We start from the raw sequence: 21182 nt of genomic DNA, 5'->3' as shown, positions 1-21182 counted from the left end.
CGTGTTCGGACGTCGCAAGAACAGTGGTTCCGCCGATGACACGGCGGACGAAGCGCGCGAGGCCGAGCAGGTCGTCGACGGGCTCGATGACGCCGAGGGCGGATCGCGCCGGACGAACCTTCCGCCGGCACCGCGGCCGGACGGGCCGTGGGACATCGAAGAGGTCTCCCAGCCCGGCGAGGGCCGGGTCGACCTGGGCGGCATCTTCGTGCCCGGTGTCGAGGGCATGGAGCTGCGCGTAGAGGTCGCCGGTGACGCGATCGTCGCCGCCACGGTGGTGCTGCGCGACAGCGCGATCCAGCTGCAGGCCTTCGCAGCCCCCAAGAAGGAGGGCATCTGGGGCGAGGTCCGCGAGGAGATCGCCTCCGGTATCACCCAGCAGGGCGGCATCATCGACGAGGTCGAGGGCCCGCTGGGCTGGGAGCTGCGCGCGCAGGTCCCCGTACAGCTCCCCGACGGGGCGAACGGCGTGCAGATGGTGCGTTTCGTCGGCATCGACGGCCCGCGCTGGTTCCTGCGCGGCGTGATCTCCGGCCAGGGCGCCGTGCAGCCGGAGGCCGCCGGTCTCCTGGAGACGGTCTTCCGGGACACCGTCGTGGTCCGCGGCGACGGGCCGATGGCCCCGCGCGACCCGATCGTCCTCAAGCTCCCCAACGACGCCCAGATGGTTCCCGAGGGTGTTCAGCAGGAGGAGCAGGAGGGCTCGAAGTTCTCCGGCGGCATGGCGGGCCTCCAGCGCGGCCCCGAGATCACCGAGGTGCGCTGACCCGCACCGCTTCACACTGAGCCGGTGGCCCGTACCCCTTCGCAGGGATACGGGCCACCGGCTTCTGTGTGTCCGGGGGAGAGGGGCGCGAAGGCCCGTCCGTATGGGGCGCGTATCGGGCACGTACGGGCGGCGTCAAGGCCGGGCCCGTCCCCGTAAGGAAGCCATCAACGCAGGTCACGGGGGTGCGGGCAGGGGGTTTGCTCAAGAGGTCCGAGAAATCCGCACCTCATCCAGGAGCACCCGATGGCCGACCTGGCCTTCGTCGTCACCACGATCGCGGTCTTCGCGCTGGTGGCACTCATTGCCAAGGGGGTGGCGAAGCTGTGACTGCCGAAAACGTGACCGGCCTCGTCGTGGCCGTAGCCCTGCTGGGCTATCTCGTCCTCGCCCTTCTGTACCCGGAGAGGTTCTGAGCCCGATATGAGCCCCGTCCTCGCCGGCGTGCTCCAGGTCCTCGCGCTCGTCGTGGCGCTGGGTCTGGCGTACCGCCCGCTCGGTGACTACATGGCCGGCGTCTACTCCTCCGCGAAGCACCTGCGGGTGGAGAAGTGGATGTACAAGGCCATCGGCGCCCATCCGAACACGCAGATGCGCTGGCCCGCCTATCTGCGCGGTGTTCTCGCCTTCTCCGCCGTGAGCGTCCTCTTCCTGTATCTGCTGCAGCGGCTGCAGGGCTCCCTGCCCGGTTCGCTCGGCTTCGCCTCGATCGACCCCGACCAGGCGTTCAACACGGCGGCCTCGTTCGTCGCCAACACCAACTGGCAGTCGTACTACGGCGAGCAGGCCATGGGCCACGTCGTGCAGACCGGCGGCCTCGCGGTGCAGAACTTCGTCTCGGCCGCCGTCGGCATCGCCGTCGCGGTGGCACTCGTCCGGGGGTTCGCCGCCACCCGCACCGGTGAACTCGGCAACTTCTGGGCCGACCTGGTGCGCGGCACCGTACGGATCCTGCTGCCGATCGCGGTGATCGGCGCGCTCGTACTCGTCGCCTGCGGAGCCATCCAGAACTTCTCCGGCATCCACGAGGTCGGACAGTTCACGGGCGGATCGCAGCAGTGGAACGGCGGCGCGGTCGCGTCCCAGGAGGTCATCAAGGAGCTGGGCACCAACGGCGGCGGTTACTTCAACGCCAACTCGGCCCACCCCTTCGAGAACCCCAACGGGCTCTCCAACCTCTTCGAGATCTTCCTGATCCTCGTCATACCCTTCGCCCTGACGCGCACCTTCGGCCGCATGGTCGGTTCGCTCAAGCAGGGGTACGCGATCCTCGCCACGATGGGCGTCATCTGGCTCGGGTTCACCGCCCTGATGATGTGGACCGAATTCGCCCACCACGGGCCCGCGTTCGAGATCGCGGGCGGCGCGATGGAGGGCAAGGAGAACCGGTTCGGCGTCGGCGGCTCGTCCATCTTCGCGGTGGCCACCACGCTCACCTCGACCGGTGCGGTGAACTCGTTCCACTCCTCGTTCACCGGCCTCGGCGGCGGCATCACGATGCTCGGCATGCAACTCGGCGAGATCGCCCCCGGCGGCACCGGCTCCGGTCTCTACGGGATGCTGATCATGGCGGTCATCGCGGTGTTCATCGCCGGTCTGATGGTCGGCCGTACGCCGGAGTACCTGGGCAAGAAGATCGGCACCCGCGAGATCAAGCTCGCGGCCTGCTACATCCTCATCACACCGGCCCTGGTGCTCTGCTTCACCGCCGTGGCGATGGCCCTTCCCACGCCGGGCAACTCGATGACCAACTCGGGCGCACACGGCTTCTCGGAGATCCTGTACGCCTACACCTCCGGCGCCAACAACAACGGTTCGGCGTTCGCCGGGCTCAACGCGGACACCCAGTGGTTCAACACCACGATCGGGCTCGCGATGCTGCTGGGCCGGTTCCTGCCCATGGTGTTCGTCCTAGCCCTGGCCGGCTCGCTCGCCGAGCAGCGGCCCGTACCGGCGACCGTCGGCACCCTGGGCACCCACAAACCGCTGTTCAGCGGGCTGCTGGTCGCCACCATCATGATCATCGCCGGGCTGACCTACTTCCCGGCCCTTGCCCTGGGGCCGCTGGCCGAGGGGCTGGCGTCATGACCGTCCGTACGAAGCAAGAGGACACGATGTCCACAGTCACTCCGGCCCGAGCACCCCGTCAGGATTCTCCGGCCGGGCCCGCTCCCGAAGGGCGCGTCGGCGCCGGGCTGTTCGATCCCCGGATGCTGATCGCCTCCTTCCCCGACGCGATACGCAAGCTCGACCCACGGGTGATGGTCAAGTCGCCGGTGATGTTCGTGGTGCTGGTCGGCTCGGTGCTGACCACCGTGCTCGCGGCGCTGGATCCGACCGACTGGTTCGGCTGGGCGATCGCCGTCTGGCTGTGGCTGACGACGGTCTTCGCCAACCTGGCGGAGGCGGTGGCCGAGGGCCGCGGCAAGGCCCAGGCCGACACCCTGCGCAAGGCCAAGACCGACACCGTCGCCCGCCGGATCATCGGCAAGAACGAGGAGAGGGTCCCCGGCGCGGAACTGCGCATCGGCGATCTCGTGGTGTGCGAGGCGGGCGACATCATTCCGGGCGACGGGGACGTCGTCGAGGGCGTCGCGAGCGTCGACGAGTCCGCGATCACCGGCGAGTCCGCCCCGGTCATCCGGGAGTCCGGAGGCGACCGCAGCGCCGTCACCGGCGGCACGAAGGTGCTCTCCGACCGCATCGTCGTCAAGATCACCACCAAGCCGGGCGAGACGTTCATCGACCGGATGATCGCCCTGGTCGAGGGTGCGGCCCGGCAGAAGACACCCAACGAGATCGCGCTCAACATCCTGCTGGCCTCCCTCACCATCGTGTTCCTGCTGGCCGTGGTCACTCTGCAGCCGTTCGCGATCTACGCCGGCAGTGAGCAGTCCATGATCGTGCTGGCCGCGCTGCTGGTCTGTCTGATCCCGACCACCATCGGCGCGCTGCTCTCCGCGATCGGCATCGCCGGCATGGACCGCCTCGTCCAGCGCAACGTGCTCGCCATGTCCGGACGCGCCGTCGAAGCGGCGGGAGACGTCTCGACGCTGCTGCTCGACAAGACGGGCACCATCACCCTCGGCAACCGCCAGGCCGCCGAGTTCCTCCCCGTCCCAGGGGTGACGGAGGCCGAACTGGCGGACGCCGCCCAGCTCTCCTCGCTGGCCGACGAAACGCCCGAGGGCCGGTCCGTGGTGATCCTCGCCAAGGAGAAGTACGGCCTGCGCGAGCGTCACCAGGGCGAGCTCGCCCTGGCGGAGTGGGTGGCGTTCACCGCCCAGACCCGCATGTCGGGCGTGGACGTCGACGGACGCAAGGTCCGCAAGGGCGCGACCGGCTCGGTCGTCGCCTGGGTGCGGGAGCGGGGCGGCAGCGTCTCGCCGGACGCGCAGGCACTCACCGACCGCATCTCCGCGGCCGGCGGCACCCCGCTGCTGGTCGCCCGCCAGGACGAGGACGGGGCCCGGGTCCTGGGCGTCATCCACCTCAAGGACGTCGTCAAGGAGGGCATGCGGGAACGGTTCGACGAACTGCGCCGGATGGGCATCCGTACGGTCATGATCACCGGTGACAACCCGCTCACCGCGAAGGCCATCGCACAGGAGGCGGGCGTCGACGACTTCCTCGCCGAGGCCACGCCCGAGGACAAGATGGCCCTCATCAAGCGGGAGCAGGCCGGCGGCAAGCTCGTCGCGATGACCGGCGACGGCACGAACGATGCCCCGGCGCTCGCCCAGGCCGATGTCGGGGTGGCCATGAACACCGGAACCTCGGCCGCCAAGGAGGCCGGGAACATGGTGGACCTGGACTCCAACCCCACCAAGCTCATCGAGATCGTGGAGATCGGCAAACAGCTGCTGATCACCCGCGGCGCCCTGACGACGTTCTCCATCGCCAACGACGTCGCGAAGTACTTCGCGATCATTCCCGCGATGTTCGCCGTGGTCTACCCGGGCCTGGACAAGCTCAACATCATGGACCTGTCCTCACCCCGGTCCGCGATCCTGTCCGCCGTGATCTTCAACGCGCTGATCATCGTCGCGCTGGTCCCGCTCGCGCTCAAGGGCGTCCGCTACCGGCCCAGCGGCGCGGACTCGATGCTCCGGCGGAACCTCTGCGTCTACGGGCTCGGCGGGCTGATCGCCCCGTTCGCCGGCATCAAGATCATCGACCTGATCATCTCCCTCATCCCCGGAATCGGCTGACCTGCCATGAACAGCTCCGTAGGAAACTCCGCCCGCCTGCTCTGGGCAGGCCTGCGCGCCCTGCTCGTCCTCACCCTGGTCTGCGGCGTCATCTACCCCCTCGCTGTCACGGGCGTCGCCCAGGGACTCATGCCCGGACGTGCCAACGGCTCCGAGGTCTCGGCGAACGGCAAGGTCGTCGGCTCCGAACTCATCGGCCAGCGCTACGACCTTCCCCTCAAGAAGGGCCAGGAGACCGCGGCCCCCGACCTCAAGTGGTTCCAGCCCCGCCCCTCCAACGGCCTCGGCACCAACAGCGTCAACACCCAGTACTCCCTGATCCTCTCCGGCGCGACCAACCGCTCCGGCGACAACGAGGAACTCATCGACTGGGTCACCACCGCCAAGGCAGCCGTCGTCAAGGACAACTCCGTCCCCGGCCACCCCGTCAGCCCCTCCCAGGTGCCGGCCGACGCGGTCACGTCCTCCGCCTCCGGCCTCGACCCGGACATCTCCCCGGCCTACGCCGACCTCCAGGTCAACCGTGTCGCGGCACGCAACCACCTCGACACCGCACAGGTCCGCAAGCTCGTCGACCAGCACACCGACGGCCGCATCCTCGGCTTCGTCGGTGAACCGCGGGTCAACGTCCTCCAGCTCAACATCGCACTGCGGGGACTCGTGAACGGCACGGGAACGCGCTGAACGCACCGCGGTGCCCGGGTCCGGCCGCGGCGGCCGGACCCGGGCACCGGAATGACGCCGACAGGTCCCAGGCACCGGAATGACGCCGACAGGGCCGGGGCATCAGAATTACGTCAATACGGACGGCGCCCGCAGTCCTCGCCCGATATGACGAAATCAACGGAGTAGGTTCGACAGTGGCTGCCGCATGGGCCGCCGCCGGTGTCGGTGAACAGAACCGGTTTCAGGAAGACAATGGGGCCATGGCGCGCGGCAAACTTCGGATCTACCTCGGTGCGGCACCCGGCGTCGGCAAGACGTACGCGATGCTCTCCGAGGCGCACCGCCGGGTGGAGCGCGGCACCGACTGCGTCGTCGGCTTCGTCGAGCATCACGACCGCCCGCGCACCGAGGTCATGCTGCACGGCCTGGAACAGATCCGGCGCCGCGAGATCGAGTACCGCTCCGCCGTCTTCACGGAGATGGACGTCGAGGCCGTCCTGGAGCGCGCCCCGGCCGTCGCCCTGGTGGACGAACTCGCGCACACCAATGTGCCGGGCTCCCGCAACGCCAAGCGCTGGCAGGACGTCGAAGAACTCCTCCAGGCCGGCATCGACGTGGTGTCCACGGTCAACATCCAGCACCTGGAGTCCCTCGGGGACGTCGTCGAGTCCATAACCGGCGTACGCCAGCGCGAGACCGTGCCCGACGAAGTCGTCCGCCGCGCCGACCAGCTCGAACTGGTCGACATGTCGCCCCAGGCACTGCGCCGGCGAATGGCCCACGGCAACATCTACAAGCCGGACCGGATCGACGCCTCGCTCTCCAACTACTTCCGCCCCGGCAACCTCACCGCGCTGCGCGAGCTGGCGCTGCTCTGGGTCGCCGACCGGGTCGACGAGTACCTCCAGCAGTACCGCGGCGAGCACAACATCCGCACCACCTGGCAGGCCCGTGAGCGCATCGTCGTCGGACTCACCGGCGGCCCCGAGGGCCGCACCCTCATCCGCCGCGCGTCCCGGATGGCGGCCAAGGGCTCCGGCAGCGAGATCCTCGCCGTCTACATCGCCCGCAGCGACGGGCTGACGTCGGCCTCGCCCAAGGAGCTGACCGTCCAGCGCACGCTCGTCGAGGACCTCGGCGGCACCTTCCACCACGTCATCGGCGACGACATACCCTCCGCGCTCCTCGAATTCGCCCGGGGCGTCAACGCCACCCAGATCGTCCTCGGCTCCAGCCGCCGCAAGGCCTGGCAGTACATCTACGGACCCGGCGTCGGCGCCACCGTCGCCCGCGAGTCCGGCACCGACCTCGACGTGCACATCGTCACCCACGACGAGGTCGCCAAGGGCCGCGGCCTCCCCATCGCCCGCGGTGCCCGGCTCGGCCGCGCCCGCATCATCTGGGGCTGGCTCGTCGGCGTAGGCGGACCGGTGCTCCTCTCCCTGCTCCTCAAGGGCATGGAGAACGGCCCCGGACTCGCCAACGACGTGCTGCTCTTCCTCTTCCTGACCGTCGCCGCGGCCCTGCTCGGCGGGCTGCGTCCGGCCCTGGCGTCGGCCGCCGCGGGCTCGCTGCTGCTGAACTACTGGTTCACCCCACCGACGCACACCCTGACCGTGCAGGACCCCGAGAACTTCGTCGCCATCGTGATCTTCTTCGCGGTGGCCGTCGCGGTGGCCTCCGTCGTGGACCTCGCGGCCCGCCGCACCCATCAGGCCGCCAGGCTGCGCGCCGAGTCCGAGATCCTCTCCTTCCTGGCCGGCAGCGTGCTGCGCGGCGAGACCACCCTGGCCGCGCTCCTGGACCGGGTCCGCGAGACCTTCGGGATGGAGTCCGTCGCCCTGCTGGAGCGGCAGAGCGACGTCGACCCGTGGACGTGCGCCGGCAGCGTCGGACCGGCGCCGGTCGCCCGGCCCGAGGACGCCGATGTGGACATGCCCGTCGGCGACCACATGGCCCTGGCCCTCTCCGGCCGGGTGCTGCCCGCCGAGGACCGCCGAGTGCTCGGCGCCTTCGCCGCCCAGGCGGCCGTCGTCCTGGACCGCCAGCGCCTGGTCGGCGAGGCTGAGGAGGCCCGCAGGCTCGCCGAGGGCAACCGGATCAGGACCGCGCTGCTGGCCGCCGTCAGCCACGACCTGCGGACCCCCCTCGCAGCCATCAAGGCCGCCGTCAGCTCCCTGCGCTCCGACGACGTCGCCTGGTCCGACGACGACGAGGCCGAATTCCTCGAAGGCATCGAGAACGGCGCCGACCGCCTCGACCACCTCGTCGGCAACCTCCTGGACATGTCCCGCCTGCAGACCGGCACCGTCACCCCGCTGATCCGCGAGATCGACCTCGACGAGGTCGTGCCCATGGCCCTGGGCGGCGTCCCCGAGGACAGCGTCGAGCTGGACATCCCCGAGACGTTGCCCATGGTCGCCGTCGACCCGGGACTGCTGGAGCGGGCCGTCGCCAACATCGTGGAGAACGCCGTCAAGTACAGCCCGGACGGTGAGCGCGTCACCGTGGCCGCCAGCGCGCTGGGCGCCAGGGTCGAGCTACGGGTGGCCGACGGCGGCCGGGGCGTCCCCGACGAGGCCAAGGAACGCATCTTCGAGCCCTTCCAGCGCTACGGCGACGCCCCGCGCGGTGCGGGAGTGGGCCTGGGGCTCGCGGTGGCCCGCGGCTTCGTCGAGTCCATGGGCGGCACGCTGGACGCCGAGGACACCCCCGGCGGAGGCCTCACCATGGTCCTGACCCTCAAGGCGGCCTCGGGATACGTTCCGGTCAGCCCCGACCTGCCCGCACGGGTCACCTCGTGATCCGGGGCCCGGGCGGGGCACGGGCGCACAGACCTACCTACAGACCCACGTACAGCAGAAAGGCAGGACCGCGATGACCCGGGTGCTTGTGGTCGACGACGAGCCGCAGATCGTACGCGCCCTCGTGATCAACCTGAAGGCGCGCAAGTACGAGGTGGACGCCGCGCCCGACGGGGCCACCGCGCTCCAGCTGGCCGCCGCGCGCCACCCCGACGTCGTCGTCCTCGACCTCGGGCTGCCCGACATGGACGGCGTCGACGTGATCAGGGGCCTGCGCGGCTGGACCCGGGTGCCGATCCTGGTGCTCTCGGCCCGGCACACCTCCGACGAGAAGGTCGAGGCGCTGGACGCGGGGGCCGACGACTACGTCACCAAGCCGTTCGGCATGGACGAGCTGCTGGCCCGGCTGCGCGCCTCGGTGCGCCGTGCCGAGCCCGTCGGCCAGGACGGCGGCGACGAGGTCGTGCTCGTGGAGACGGAGGGCTTCACCGTCGACCTCGCCGCCAAGAAGGTCCACCGCGAGGGGCGCGACGTGCGGCTCACCCCCACCGAGTGGCACCTGCTGGAGGTCCTGGTCCGCAACAGCGGCCGGCTGGTCAGCCAGAAGCAGCTGCTCCAGGAGGTCTGGGGGCCCTCGTACGGCACCGAGACCAACTATCTGCGGGTCTACATGGCCCAGCTGAGGCGCAAGCTGGAGGCCGACCCCTCGCACCCCCGGCACTTCGTCACCGAACCCGGGATGGGCTACCGCTTCGAGCGTGCCTGAGGGACCGAGGCCGGGGCGCCGCGCCATCCGTTCGAGTGAGACGGCGGCCACCCTCCAGGACCTCCGGAGACCGGTACCCTTCGGGTATGAGTGCCGTACCTCGATTCGAGAAGTCCCAGAAGGCCGAGCGGCCGTCCGGGCGCTTCCGGCGCATGCTCGACCGGCTCTCCAGCTCCCAGGAGGACCTGGAGTGCGAGGAGCTGGAGGAGGACTCGCAGGCATCCGGATGCACCCGGATCTCCGAGTGCTCCGACCGCCAGATCGTGAAGGTCACTGGTACCTTGCGGACGGTCACCCTGCGACCGCGCGCCGGAGTGCCCGCCCTCGAGGCGGAGCTCTTCGACGGCACCGCGCCGCTCGACGTGGTCTGGCTCGGCCGCCGCTCCATCATGGGCATAGAGCCGGGCCGCAAGCTCATCGCCTCCGGCCGCATCGCCATGAGCCACGGGCGCCGGGTGCTGTTCAACCCCAAATACGAACTCCGACCGCTCGGCAAGGAGTAGCCGGTGACGTCTCTCGACAAGCCGACGTCCGACACGGACCGCACCACAGACCAGCAGGAGGCCGACGCGAAGGCGGTCACCGAGGCCGCGCTCTTCGAGGCCTTCGGCGGCATCCGGGGCATGGTCGAGACGGTCCTGCCCGGACTGCTCTTCGTCACGATCTTCACCATCGACAAGAACCTCACGAACTCGGCCATCGCGGCCGTCGCGGTGTCGCTGGTGCTCGTGGCCGTCCGGCTGATCCGCAGGGACACCGTCAAGCACGCCTTCAGCGGTGTCTTCGGCGTGGCCTTCGGCGTCGTCTTCGCGAAGATGACCGGCAACGCCAAGGACTTCTACCTCCCGGGCATGATCTACACGCTCGGACTGGCCCTCGCCTACCTGGTCAGCACGCTCGCCGGTCTCCCGCTGATCGGGCTGATCCTGGGCCCGGTGTTCAAGGAGAACCTCTCCTGGCGCACCCGGAACCCCGGCCGGAAGAAGGCCTACGCCAAGGCCAGCTACGCCTGGGGGCTGATCCTGCTCGCCAAGTGCGCGATCCTCTTCCCGCTGTACTGGTGGGCCGACACCACCCAGTTCGGCTGGGTCCTGATCGCGCTGAAGATCCCGCCGTTCCTGCTGGCGGTCTACCTCACCTGGGTCTTCCTCGCCAAGGCGCCGCCGCCCATCGACGTCTTCGCCGAGATGGAGGCCGAAGAGCAGGCCGAGAAGGCCCGTAAGGCGGCGGCCGCCGAAGCGGCGGCCCGCGGCCAGGAGTACTGACACTCACGATCCGGCCCGCGGCCTGGAGCACTGGCACACACGATCCGGCCGCGGCCAGGAGTACTGGCACTCACGATCCGGCCGCGGCCAGGGATACTGGCACACACGAGACGAGAGGGGCCTGTCACCGCCGTCGGCGGTGACAGGCCCCTCTCGCGTGGTTCCGCTCTCAGCTCTCCGGGTCGCCCTGGCGCACCGACAGCAGGTCCTCCAGCTGCTCCTCGCGGGCCTGGGCGGCGACGAACAGCAGCTCGTCCCCGGCCTCCAGGGTCTCCTCCGTGCTCGGCGTCAGCACGCGCTGTCCGCGGATGATCGTGACCAGCGAGGTGTCCTCCGGCCAGGCGACCTCCCCGACCTGCGTGCCCGCGAGCGCCGACTCCGGCGGCAGCGTCAGCTCGACCAGGTTCGCGTCACCGTGGCTGAAGCGCAGCAGCCGGACCAGATCGCCGACACTCACCGCCTCCTCGACCAGGGCCGACATCAGACGCGGCGTGGAGACCGCCACATCGACGCCCCAGGACTCGTTGAACAGCCACTCGTTCTTCGGGTTGTTCACCCGGGCGACGACGCGCGGCACGCCGTACTCCGTCTTGGCGAGCAGCGAGACGACCAGGTTCACCTTGTCGTCACCGGTCGCTGCGATCACGACGTTGCACCGCTGCAGCGCCGCCTCGTCCAGCGAGGTGATCTCGCAGGCGTCCGCCAGCAGCCACTCGGCCATCGGCACCCGTTCCACCGAGATGGCGGTCGGCGCCTTGTCGACGAGCAGCACCTCGTGCCCGTTCTCCAGCAGCTCGGCCGCGATGGAACGACCCACCGCGCCGGCCCCGGCAATCGCGACACGCATCAGTGACCGCCCTCCTCGGGGCCCTCGGCGAAGGCCGCCTCGACCTTCGCGATCTCGTCCGTACGCATCATCACGTGGACGAGGTCGCCCTCCTGCAGCACCGTCTGCGACGACGGCAGTATGGCTTCGCCCAACCGGGTGAGGAAGGCCACGCGCACGCCCGTCTCCTCCTGGAGGGTGCTGATCTTGTGGCCGATCCAGGACGGTGTGGTGTGCACCTCGGCGAGCTGCACACCGCCGCTCGGGTCGCGCCACAGCGGCTCGGCGCCCGAGGGCAGCAGCCGGCGCAGCATCTGGTCCGCGGTCCAGCGCACGGTGGCGACCGTGGGGATGCCGAGACGCTGATACACCTCGGCACGCCGGGGGTCGTAGATCCGGGCCGCGACGTTCTCGATCCCGAACATCTCGCGCGCCACACGGGCCGCGATGATGTTGGAGTTGTCGCCGCTGCTCACCGCTGCGAACGCGCCGGCTTCCTCGATCCCCGCCTCGCGGAGGGTGTCCTGGTCGAACCCGACCCCCGTGACGCGACGGCCGCCGAAGCCGGAGCCGAGGCGCCGGAACGCCGTGGGGTCCTGGTCGATGACGGCGACCGTGTGCCCCTGCTGCTCCAGGGTCTGCGCGAGAGCGGCTCCCACTCGCCCGCAGCCCATGATGACGATGTGCACCTTGCGCCTACCTCGCAGTCCTGGTCGTCCGGCTGACCTGCGAAAACACCCTGCTCATACTCATTCCTCGGCTGGCCGGGCAAACAATGGGGCAACGGTTCGTCCCGTTGCCCAGGATTGAGCTTAAGCGGCGCCGGGTGCGTTGCCTCATTCGAGTGTGCTCATCCCGGGGGCACTGTGGCAAAGCCGACGTTCCCCGAAGCGTTCGGACGAACTTCCGAGGTGTGTTCGGAGGGTGTTCGAGAGAACGGTCGGGAGCGCTTCGGGAGGGCTTTCGAGGGGCCCCCGGTGCAAGGATTCCGTTAAGGATTTCGTGGCCTTTCCAGCCAGGTGCAGGAGATTGCGGGGCCACGGGGGTGGTGCGTGGGTCGCTCGCATACGGAACCCTTACGATCCTCAGCGTGTCCAAACTGACCGACGTGCCCAAACGGATCCTGATCGGCCGGGCCCTGCGCAGCGACAAACTGGGGGAGACCCTCCTCCCCAAGCGCATCGCCCTTCCCGTCTTCGCATCCGACCCGCTGTCCTCGGTGGCGTACGCACCCGGAGAAGTCCTCCTGGTGCTCTCCATCGCGGGCGTGTCGGCGTACCACTTCAGCCCGTGGATCGCGGTCGCCGTCGTGGTCCTGATGTTCACCGTCGTCGCCTCCTACCGGCAGAACGTGCACGCGTACCCGAGCGGCGGCGGCGACTACGAGGTCGCCAACACCAACCTCGGCCCGAAGGCCGGACTGACCGTGGCCAGCGCCCTGCTGGTCGACTACGTCCTGACCGTGGCGGTGTCCATCGCCTCGGGCGTGGAGAACCTCGGCTCCGCGATCCCGTTCGTCGTCGAACACAAGACGCCGTGCGCCATCGCGGCCATCGTGCTGCTGACCGTGATGAACCTGCGCGGCGTCAAGGAGTCCGGCAAACTCTTCGCCATCCCCACCTACCTGTTCGTGGCCGGCGTCTTCATCATGATCGCGTGGGGCGCTTTCCGCGGACTGGTCCTCGGCGACACCATGCACGCCCCGACCTCCAACTACACGATCAAGGCCGAGCACGGCGGTCTGGCCGGATTCGCCCTGGTCTTCCTGCTGCTGCGGGCGTTCTCCTCCGGTTGTGCGGCCCTGACCGGCGTCGAGGCCATCAGCAACGGTGTTCCCGCCTTCCGCAAGCCCAAGAGCAAGAATGCCGCCACCACGCTCGCGGCGATGGGCCTGCTGGCCGTCACCATGTTCTGCGGCATCATCGGGCTGGCCATGGCCACCGACGTCAAGATGGCCGAGAACCCGGCGAAGGACCTGATCAACAACGGGACCCCCGTCGGCTCGTCCTTCGTCCAGGACCCGGTGATCTCCCAGGTCGCGGCCGCGGTCTTCGGCGATGGAACGTTCTTCTTCGTGATCCTCGCCGCGGCCACCGCCCTCGTCCTCTTCCTGGCCGCCAACACCGCGTACAACGGCTTCCCGCTGCTCGGCTCGATCCTGGCCCAGGACCGCTATCTGCCCCGCCAGCTGCACACCCGCGGCGACCGGCTCGCCTTCTCCAACGGCATCGTGCTGCTGGCCGGCGCGGCGATCCTGCTGGTCTGGATCTACGGGGCCGACTCGACCCGGCTGATCCAGCTCTACATCGTCGGCGTGTTCGTCTCCTTCACCCTCAGCCAGACCGGCATGGTCCGGCACTGGAACCGGCACCTGCGCTCCGAGAAGGACCCGCTCAAGCGCCGCCACATGATCCGCTCCCGTGCGATCAACACCTTCGGGGCCTTCTTCACCGGCCTGGTGCTCGTCGTCGTCCTCGCCACCAAGTTCACCCACGGCGCCTGGGTCGCGCTGCTCGGCATGGTGATCTTCTACGGCACGATGACCGCGATCCGTAAGCACTACGACCGGGTCGCCGCGGAGATCGCCGCCGACGAGACCCCGTCCGACGAGACGGTCCGCCCCTCCCGGGTCCACTCGATCGTCCTGGTCTCCAAGCTCCACCGCCCCACCCTGCGCGCACTCGCCTACGCGAAGCTGATCCGCTCGGACCACCTGGAGGCGCTCTCCATCAGCGTCGACCCGGCCGAAACGAAGGCGCTCAAGGAGGACTGGGAGCGGCGCGGCATCAACGTCCCGCTGAAGATCCTCGACTCGCCCTACCGCGAGGTGACCCGCCCGGTCATCGAGTACGTCAAGGGCCTGCGCCGGGAGAGCCCGCGCGACGTCGTGAGCGTCTACATCCCGGAGTACGTCGTCGGCCACTGGTACGAACACCTGCTCCACAACCAGAGCGCCCTCAGGCTCAAGGGCCGGCTGCTCTTCACCCCGGGTGTGATGGTCACCTCCGTCCCGTACCAGCTGGAGTCCTCCGAGGCGGCCAAGAAGCGGGCCCGCAGGCGCGCCGACTGGAACGCCCCGGGTTCGGTGCGGCGCGGCCCGGTGGAGCGCAGGCACAAAGAACCGACGAACAAGAGCTGACGCTCCGTAGCGGCTCCTGGTAAGCGGCCGGACGACACCCACGTAGACTCGTAGGTTGTTGTCCGGCCGTTCGCCGTCCCCCCTGATCTCTGGAGCCCTCCCCTCATGCAGAACGAATCCACTTCGCCGCAGACCGGGGAATCGCAGACCGGGGAATCGAAGTCCGGGGAATCTCTCGTGGGGCAGGAGTACGAGGTCGAGGTCGGCCCGGTCGCCCACGGCGGCCACTGCATCGCGCGTACCGCCGAGGGCCAGGTCCTGTTCGTACGCCACACCCTGCCCGGCGAGAAGGTCGTCGCCAAGGTCACCGACGGCGCCACCGACTCCCGCTTCCTGCGCGCCGACGCCGTACGGATCATCGAGGAGTCCAAGGACCGGGTGAAGGCCCCGTGCCCGTTCGCCGGCCCCGGCAAGTGCGGCGGCTGCGACTGGCAGCACGCCAAGCCGGGCGCCCAGCGCCGGCTCAAGGGCGAAGTGATCGCCGAGCAGCTCCAGCGCCTCGCGGGCCTCACCCCCGAGGAGGCGGGCTGGGACGGCACCGTCATGCCGGCCGAGGGCGACAAGCTTCCGCCGGGCGAGGTGCCCGCCTGGCGCACCCGCGTCCAGTACGCCATCGACGCGGACGGCCGCGTCGGCCTGCGCAAGCACCGCTCGCACGACGTCGAGATCATCGACCAGTGCATGATCGCCGCGCCCGGTGTCACCGAGCTCGGCATCGAGAAGCAGGACTGGCCCCAGATGGCCACGGTGGAGGCCATCGCCGCGACCGGCTCCCACGACCGCCAGGTCATCCTCACCCCGCGCGAGGGCGGCCGCCTCCCGCTGGTCGAGCTCGACAAGCCCGTCTCGGTCCTGCGCGTCGACGAGCGCGACGGCGGAGTGCACCGCGTCCACGGCCGCGGCTTCGTCCGCGAACGCGCCGACGACCGCACGTACCGCGTCGGCTCCGGAGGCTTCTGGCAGGTCCACCCGCAGGCCGCGGACACCCTGGTCCGCGCGGTCATGCAGGGCCTGCTGCCCCGCAAGAACGACACGGCCCTCGACCTCTACTGCGGCGTCGGCCTCTTCGCCGGCGCCATCGGCCAGCGCATCGGCGAGAAGGGCGCGGTGCTCGGCATCGAGTCCGGCAAGCGCGCGGTCGAGGACGCCCGGCACAACCTCAAGGACCTGGAGCGGGTCCGCATCGAGCACGGCAAGGTCGACCAGGTCCTGCCCCGCACAGGCATCACCGAGTGCGACCTGATCGTTCTGGACCCGCCGCGCGCGGGCGCCGGCAAGGCCACGGTGAACCAGCTGGCCGCCCTGGGGGCACGCAAGATCGCGTACGTGGCGTGCGACCCGGCGGCGCTGGCGCGGGACCTGGCGTACTTCGCGGAGGGCGGATACAAGGTGCGGACGCTGCGGGCGTTCGACCTGTTCCCGATGACGCATCACGTTGAGTGCGTCGCGATCCTTGAGCCCGCCGCAAAGGGCGTCTGACCTGCGGGTTCGTGCGGTGTGCGTTATGTGCGCTGTGGGCGTTACGGGCGATATCTTGACGCTGAAATGACGCTCGTGACGCTCAAATGACGCTCGTTCTGACTAGGTGTCAGGCGGGCGATCGTGCAGGTCGCGCTGGGTACTGGATGTAGTTTCCGAGGTCTGACTTTGCGGAGACTTGAAGGGAAGCGGTCCGTTCCGCCGTCGCTGATTGCGGCGGCGGGCGCGCTGCCAAGCGCGGTATCGCGGCCGGCAGTCGGGCGGGCGCTCAGTAGGTGGGTCCGTAGGGGCTCAAGCCGTGCATGAACGGCTTGAGGTTCTCGGCCCGGGGTTCGGGGATTTCCGGCATCAACGGTGAACCGCTGAGCGGATTCAGGCGTTGCACATAGCCCTCGGCCCAGGCGATCCACGCCTCGGCTTCGTCCTCGGCCGGTCCGATGGGTGGCTCTCTGCGTGGAGTCGGAGTGTGCCGACGTTCCCCCTCTCGCGGTTGCTCTGCCGTCAAGAACTGTCCGGTCCCCCAAGCCGAGGGGTGGGTCCCCTCAACTCATACGCCCGCCCCGCTCCTGCTCCGCGCCTTCTCGAACTCGGACACCGGGTCACCTCCGACGCTCCAAGGCCAGGCCGCGACCGTACCGTTGATCGCCTCGAAGACCGGGCGGGCCTCGCCGCGCCGCTCGGCGGCGATCAGCGCGTAGGCCAGCAGGTTCAGGTCGGCGAGGGCTGCCGCGTGGTGGAAGAACCCGGGCTGGGCCCAGGTGTGTGCCGCACGGTCGAGGGCCTGGGCGGCGGATGCGTGGGACCAGTGGGTGCGTGCCATCAGCGCCTCCACTCCGCCTCGGGCGAGGACGGAGTGGTACTGCAGCACCTGGGCGGTGAGCTCGGTGGCCGCGCAGGGCGCGTTTGTGGGCATGCGGGCGCGGATCGCGTCGACGAAGTCCAGTACCTGGCTGCGCGATCCCATCTCCTCCGGCCCCAGATAGCGCAGCATGGTCAGATACGCCTCACGGTTCCAGCGGTCGCGCGTCATTACCTCGTTCCACAGGCCGAACACCTCCGGCTGACTGCGGCGCTCCAGCCGTGCGAGCCCCAACATGACCACCCAGGGTGTGGGGTCCTCCGGCGCCAGTTCGGCGGCGCGCCGACAGCTGTCGGCGATGCCGGCCGAGCCCTCCAGGTACCCCCGGGAGCGCCCGCGTTCGAGCTGCGCCCATGCGGAGAGGACGAGCGCGCTCGCGTTTCGCGGCTCGCGAGTGGCCCAGGCGCGGGGCCCGTGCGATTCGGACAGGCGGTACGCCAGCACGGAGAGCTGATGGGCGCGGCGGTCGCAGTCGGCCCGGCTCTGGTTCAAGAGACGGGATACCTGGGCCATGTACAGGTCCGTCGTCCCGATCGCGCCTGTATTCGGCGTCGACTGAAGGGACTTCAGTAGCCGGCCGAGGGCAGCGTCGTCGAGTTCCACAGAAAGGCGTGCCCGTCTGCGGCGACTTGAGAGAAATGCCATGCACGGAGGCTAGAGGTTACGAGCCGTGACGCAAGGTGTGCGCTGAGATCTTTACCGATTGCAGTGTGCGACCTATCCGTTACTTTTCGGTATTGCGAGGTGAGTGCGCCTGGACCCCGGGTGGCTAGGAACAGCTTGATCACGCCGGTGATGGTGATGGGCGGCGCCACCGCCGTGATCTGCGCGGCGCGGCCGGTGTCCGCACGGGCGGCCGGGTGGCGGGCCAGGGAAGGGAATGCTGGTCAGCCGCCGTGGTCGAAGATCGTCACGCTTGAGGCTCTTCGCCAACTGTGCGGTTGGCGCGGCGGCGAGGCTAGGGCGATGCGGACCGCCTCGGCAGCCTTGGCGGCGGAACGGTCCCCATGATGCTCAGGAATGAGCGTGGCACTCGGCTCTCCGGGGCGGTGGTCCCTTGGGAGACGCGGTGAGTATGGCACCTTCATGCCTCAAGGGCATGATAATCAACCCTTCCAAGTATTTGAGGCTATGACTGATGGGGCGCATTCTTATTTCACCGGAATTTTTGGTTACCGGAGTCCGAATCTCCGTCGACTTCTCCGGGTGAAATGCACCCTTCGATTGGCTGGTGTTCCCGCATGGCCCGCCCTCTGCCCCTGATCCTCGCCCAGGCGCCCGGCCGCCCGGCCGACGACCTCGCAGGCTTTACCGCCGACGTGGAGCGGCGCGTGAAGCTGCGCGCACCGGGCTCACTCGTCGTCTACCCCGAACTGCACCTCGGCGAGAGCGCCCCCGGCGTCCCGGCCGCCCCGGACGAGGCCGCCGAGCCGCTCGACGGCAAACGCGACGCGGTCTTCGCCGAGCTCGCGGGGGATCTGGGCATCTGGCTGGTGCCCGGCACCGTCTACGAGCGAGGAGACGGCGACCGCGTCCACAACACGGCACCGGTCTATTCACCACGGGGTGAGCGCCTAGCCGCGTACCGCAAGATCTGTCCGTGGCGCCCGTACGAGACGACCACACCCGGCAACCGGTTCGAGGTGGTCGACCTCGCCGGGGTCGGCCGCATCGGACTATCCATCTGCTACGACACCTGGTTCCCGGAGATCTCCCGCCACCTGGCCTGGATGGGCGCCGAGCTGATCGTCAACGTGGTCCGCACGCCGACGAGCGACCGTGCGCAAGAAGTCGTTCTCAACCGCGCCAATGCCATCGCCAATCAGGTCTTCGTCGCCAGCGTCAACTCCGCTGCCCCCTCCGCGATCGGCCGCAGCCTCGTCATCGATCCCCAGGGCACGGTGCGCGCCGAAACCGTCGATTCCGGCGACTGCACCCTCACCGATGTCATCGACCTCGACGAGGTCAGCAACGTCCGCCGATACGGCACCGTCGGCCTCAACCGGATCTGGGACCAATTCCGGCCCGGCGACCCAGCCCTTGAGCTCCCGCTGTACGGGGGCCGCATCGACCCCGCCACCTGGAACCCCGCCCACACCACCGAGGAGCCACCGCGATGAGCAGCGAGACCACGGGGAACAGCGTGAGACTGAAGGGCGACCTGAGCCTCTTCTCCGTCGTCCTGTTCGGCCTGGCCTACATCTCTCCCGGCATCGTCGTCACCATGTTCGGCGTGGTCGCCGCCACCAGCGGCGGCGCGGCCCCCACCGCGTTCGCCGTCGCCACCCTCGCGATGCTGCTCACCGGGCTGAGTTACGCGAAGATGGCACGCGCCGTGCCCGGCGCGGGATCGGTCTACACCTACGCCCGCAAGATGCTCGACAGCCGCATCGGTTTCCTGTCCGGCTGGGCGATGCTGCTCGACTACTTCTTCATCCCGATGGTCGGTTGGCTGATCACCGCGATCTACTTCCACGCCCAGTTCCCTGAGATACCCAAATGGGTCTGGCTGATCGTCTCGGTGGGCATCACCACCGCCATCAACGTCTTCGGCATGAAGCTCGCGGATCGCGTCAACAAGGTCCTGATGTTCATCGCTTTGGGGTCGCTGGTCCTCTTCGCCACCCTGTGTGTCGTCTTTCTCGGCAAGCACGGTTCGTCCGCCCCCGCCACGGACGCGCTGTGGAACTCCGGCACGTCGATCGGCGCGGTCACTGCGGCCGCTGCCATTGCCGCGTACTCCTTCCTTGGCTTCGACGCCGTCTCCACGCTGGGTGAGGAGGCCAAGGGCGGGGCGAGGACGATCGGCCGCGGCATCATCGGCTGCGTCATCGCCGCCGGAGCGATCTTCATCGTGCTGTCCTTCGTGATGCAGCTGGTTCACCCCGGCGCGAAGTTCGTCGACGTCGACGCGGCCGCCTACCACCTGAAGGTCCTGGTCGGTGGCGAGACGTACGCCGAGATGATCAACTTCGTCACCATCGCCGGATCCATCGCCTCCTGTATCGCCCTGCAAGCCTCCGCCGCCCGCCTCATGTACGTCATGGGACGCGACGGCGCACTGCCAAAGGCCGTCTTCGGCAAGCTGTCGGGGAAGACCGGAACGCCCGTCCTGAACCTGTTGTTGACCGCGGCCGCCGGTGTCATCGCCATGAAACTTGACCTGACCACAGCCACCTCGTTCATCAACTTCGGCGCCTTCCTCGGCTTCGCCCTGGTGAACGTCTGCGTGATTGCCCACCTGGTCCGAGAGCGCAGAGACGGCCGCACCCCCAACCTCTTCTCCTACCTGGTGATGCCGGCCATCGGCGTTGGCGTCTCTCTCTACCTGCTCACGAGGCTCGATGACGTCGCACTCGAGATCGGCGGCGTCTGGCTGGCGATCGGCGTCGTCTATCTGGCCTTCCTGACCAAGGGCTTCCGCCGACCCGCACCGGAGATGACCTTCGACGACGACACCGCGGCGACGGACAAAGTCACCGCGTAGCTCCCCTCCCAATGCGAGGAGACGAGGATGTCCACGACAACTGCCGAAATGGTGCGTGACCGGAGCCTCGGAGACCTGTTGGTCCACCGTGATGTGGTGCTCGACGGACTCGATGCTCCGCAGCGCGCCGCCCGGACCGTCCTGGCCGACGTCCTGGACGGCAAGGCGGAGGATCAGCTCTTCGACGCCATGATGGTGGCCAGTGAGCTCATAGCCAACGCCATCCAGCACAGCAGCGGTGCGGTCCTCATAAGGGTTGAGGTCTACGAGTTCGGTGCGGCGTTGGGCGTCGTCGACCGCGGGGCCGACATCACTGCCGTACCTGCACGACCTTCGAACTCATCTGTTGACGAAGGGACGGTGGCTGCCGGCGGGCGCGGCCTGTTCATCGTGGACAGCCTCGCCAGCGCCTGGTCGGTCGAGGAGACCGAGTACGGAAAGATCGTCGTCGCCGTCCTCACCCTTCCGGCAGGGCCTCGTCGATGACCGCTCTCGACCTCACGCGACACCATCTCGGCCGACGATCTTCGCCCATCCGCTCGGCGTCAACTACGGCGCCATCGGACTGTCACGGGGCACTGAGTCGGAGACGCGGTTAGTGGCACCAGGCGGGAGATCGAGCGGGGCGGCGGGGTCGGCGGCGATGACGTGGGCGACCGTGCCCGCCGCTGCGTCGGCAATGCGGGCGCGCAGCCGCAGTAAAAAGGTGACGCACAGCAGACCGGCGCCGCCGACGGTGATGTCCGCCGGCGGCGCGGGGGCCTCGGTCAAAGGGACGCTGTCTGGTGGCGCGACACACGTGGCGGGGCAGGTCGCCTTCCTCGAAAACGTGGATCTCTTCGAGGTTCCAGCCGTCGGCTAGGTGTTCTGTCCACGGAGGTTGGGTGCGGTGACAGTGATCACCGTCTGGTGAT

The 21182-nt window shown here is 69.0% G+C and carries 18 protein-coding genes; 14 read left to right on the top strand and 4 right to left on the bottom strand.

Going from position 1 to position 21182, the window contains the following annotated elements:
* Window position 1: 1 nt before the first annotated feature.
* The 9 genes from JGS39_RS17755 to JGS39_RS17715 all read left to right on the top strand — a co-directional run bounded on the left by JGS39_RS17755 (window position 2) and on the right by JGS39_RS17715 (window position 10478).
* Window positions 2-766 (top strand): DUF3710 domain-containing protein, encoded by a 765-nt coding sequence (locus JGS39_RS17755; RefSeq protein ID WP_219570106.1) that lies wholly within the window; start codon window positions 2-4, stop codon window positions 764-766.
* A gap of 326 nt (window positions 767-1092) precedes the next feature.
* Window positions 1093-1182, top strand: a complete 90-nt coding sequence (gene kdpF, locus JGS39_RS17750; protein WP_148021375.1) for a K(+)-transporting ATPase subunit F — start codon at window positions 1093-1095, stop codon at window positions 1180-1182.
* A gap of 7 nt (window positions 1183-1189) precedes the next feature.
* Window positions 1190-2854 (top strand): potassium-transporting ATPase subunit KdpA, encoded by a 1665-nt coding sequence (kdpA, locus tag JGS39_RS17745; protein WP_219570105.1) that lies wholly within the window; start codon window positions 1190-1192, stop codon window positions 2852-2854.
* Window positions 2855-2880: 26 nt separating this feature from the next.
* Window positions 2881-4977: a potassium-transporting ATPase subunit KdpB gene (kdpB, locus tag JGS39_RS17740; RefSeq protein ID WP_219570104.1), complete on the top strand. Its 2097-nt coding sequence runs from the start codon at window positions 2881-2883 to the stop codon at window positions 4975-4977.
* Between the two features lie 6 nt (window positions 4978-4983).
* Window positions 4984-5661: a potassium-transporting ATPase subunit C gene (locus tag JGS39_RS17735; RefSeq protein ID WP_219570103.1), complete on the top strand. Its 678-nt coding sequence runs from the start codon at window positions 4984-4986 to the stop codon at window positions 5659-5661.
* 242 nt (window positions 5662-5903) lie between these two features.
* Window positions 5904-8447 (top strand): DUF4118 domain-containing protein, encoded by a 2544-nt coding sequence (locus JGS39_RS17730; RefSeq protein WP_219570102.1) that lies wholly within the window; start codon window positions 5904-5906, stop codon window positions 8445-8447.
* 73 nt (window positions 8448-8520) lie between these two features.
* On the top strand, window positions 8521-9213 hold the full coding sequence (locus JGS39_RS17725; RefSeq protein ID WP_219570101.1) for a response regulator: 693 nt from the start codon (window positions 8521-8523) through the stop codon (window positions 9211-9213).
* 86 nt (window positions 9214-9299) lie between these two features.
* Window positions 9300-9716: an OB-fold nucleic acid binding domain-containing protein gene (locus tag JGS39_RS17720; RefSeq protein WP_219570100.1), complete on the top strand. Its 417-nt coding sequence runs from the start codon at window positions 9300-9302 to the stop codon at window positions 9714-9716.
* A gap of 3 nt (window positions 9717-9719) precedes the next feature.
* Complete coding sequence (locus JGS39_RS17715) at window positions 9720-10478, top strand: DUF3159 domain-containing protein (protein ID WP_219570099.1); 759 nt, start codon at window positions 9720-9722, stop codon at window positions 10476-10478.
* 169 nt (window positions 10479-10647) lie between these two features.
* Here JGS39_RS17715 and JGS39_RS17710 read toward each other — a convergent pair whose 3' ends face one another.
* Both JGS39_RS17710 and JGS39_RS17705 read right to left on the bottom strand, forming a co-directional pair.
* Entirely contained in the window at window positions 10648-11325 is a 678-nt protein-coding gene (locus tag JGS39_RS17710) for a potassium channel family protein (protein WP_148021383.1), read from the bottom strand.
* Window positions 11325-11993: a potassium channel family protein gene (locus JGS39_RS17705; protein ID WP_026242838.1), complete on the bottom strand. Its 669-nt coding sequence runs from the start codon at window positions 11991-11993 to the stop codon at window positions 11325-11327. The genes JGS39_RS17710 and JGS39_RS17705 overlap by 1 nt, the downstream gene beginning before the upstream one ends.
* 401 nt (window positions 11994-12394) lie before the next feature.
* Here JGS39_RS17705 and JGS39_RS17700 point away from each other — a divergent pair, with 401 nt between their 5' ends.
* Window positions 12395-14443, top strand: a complete 2049-nt coding sequence (locus JGS39_RS17700; protein ID WP_219570098.1) for an APC family permease — start codon at window positions 12395-12397, stop codon at window positions 14441-14443.
* A gap of 105 nt (window positions 14444-14548) precedes the next feature.
* Complete coding sequence (locus tag JGS39_RS17695; RefSeq protein WP_219570097.1) at window positions 14549-15922, top strand: class I SAM-dependent RNA methyltransferase; 1374 nt, start codon at window positions 14549-14551, stop codon at window positions 15920-15922.
* 547 nt (window positions 15923-16469) lie between these two features.
* Here JGS39_RS17695 and JGS39_RS17690 read toward each other — a convergent pair.
* Window positions 16470-17273: a hypothetical protein gene (locus JGS39_RS17690; RefSeq protein WP_236065759.1), complete on the bottom strand. Its 804-nt coding sequence runs from the start codon at window positions 17271-17273 to the stop codon at window positions 16470-16472.
* Between the two features lie 749 nt (window positions 17274-18022).
* On the opposite strand from JGS39_RS17690, the gene JGS39_RS17685 reads away from it, so the two are divergent.
* Genes JGS39_RS17685 through JGS39_RS17675 form a run of 3 tightly spaced genes read left to right on the top strand, consistent with a single transcriptional unit; the run spans window position 18023 to window position 20754 of the window.
* The gene (locus JGS39_RS17685; protein ID WP_219570095.1) at window positions 18023-18901 is read left to right on the top strand and encodes a carbon-nitrogen hydrolase family protein; all 879 of its coding nucleotides are present in this window, start codon (window positions 18023-18025) and stop codon (window positions 18899-18901) included.
* Window positions 18898-20268: an APC family permease gene (locus JGS39_RS17680; protein WP_219570094.1), complete on the top strand. Its 1371-nt coding sequence runs from the start codon at window positions 18898-18900 to the stop codon at window positions 20266-20268. The genes JGS39_RS17685 and JGS39_RS17680 overlap by 4 nt, the downstream gene beginning before the upstream one ends.
* 27 nt (window positions 20269-20295) lie before the next feature.
* Window positions 20296-20754 carry an ATP-binding protein gene (locus JGS39_RS17675; protein ID WP_236063316.1) on the top strand — a complete coding sequence of 153 codons (459 nt, stop codon included), beginning with the start codon at window positions 20296-20298 and terminating at the stop codon, window positions 20752-20754.
* 63 nt (window positions 20755-20817) lie between these two features.
* On the opposite strand, the gene JGS39_RS17670 is transcribed toward JGS39_RS17675, so the two are convergent.
* A complete protein-coding gene (locus tag JGS39_RS17670; RefSeq protein WP_236063317.1) occupies window positions 20818-21039 on the bottom strand; it encodes a sulfurtransferase TusA family protein in 222 nt (73 codons plus the stop codon).
* Between the last annotated feature and the right edge of the window lie 143 nt (window positions 21040-21182).

Source organism: Streptomyces poriferorum, assembly GCF_019399235.1.
GTDB classification, from domain to species: domain Bacteria; phylum Actinomycetota; class Actinomycetes; order Streptomycetales; family Streptomycetaceae; genus Streptomyces; species Streptomyces poriferorum.
Note: the sequence above shows the minus strand (reverse complement) of the source record. Positions and strands in the feature narration are given on the sequence as shown.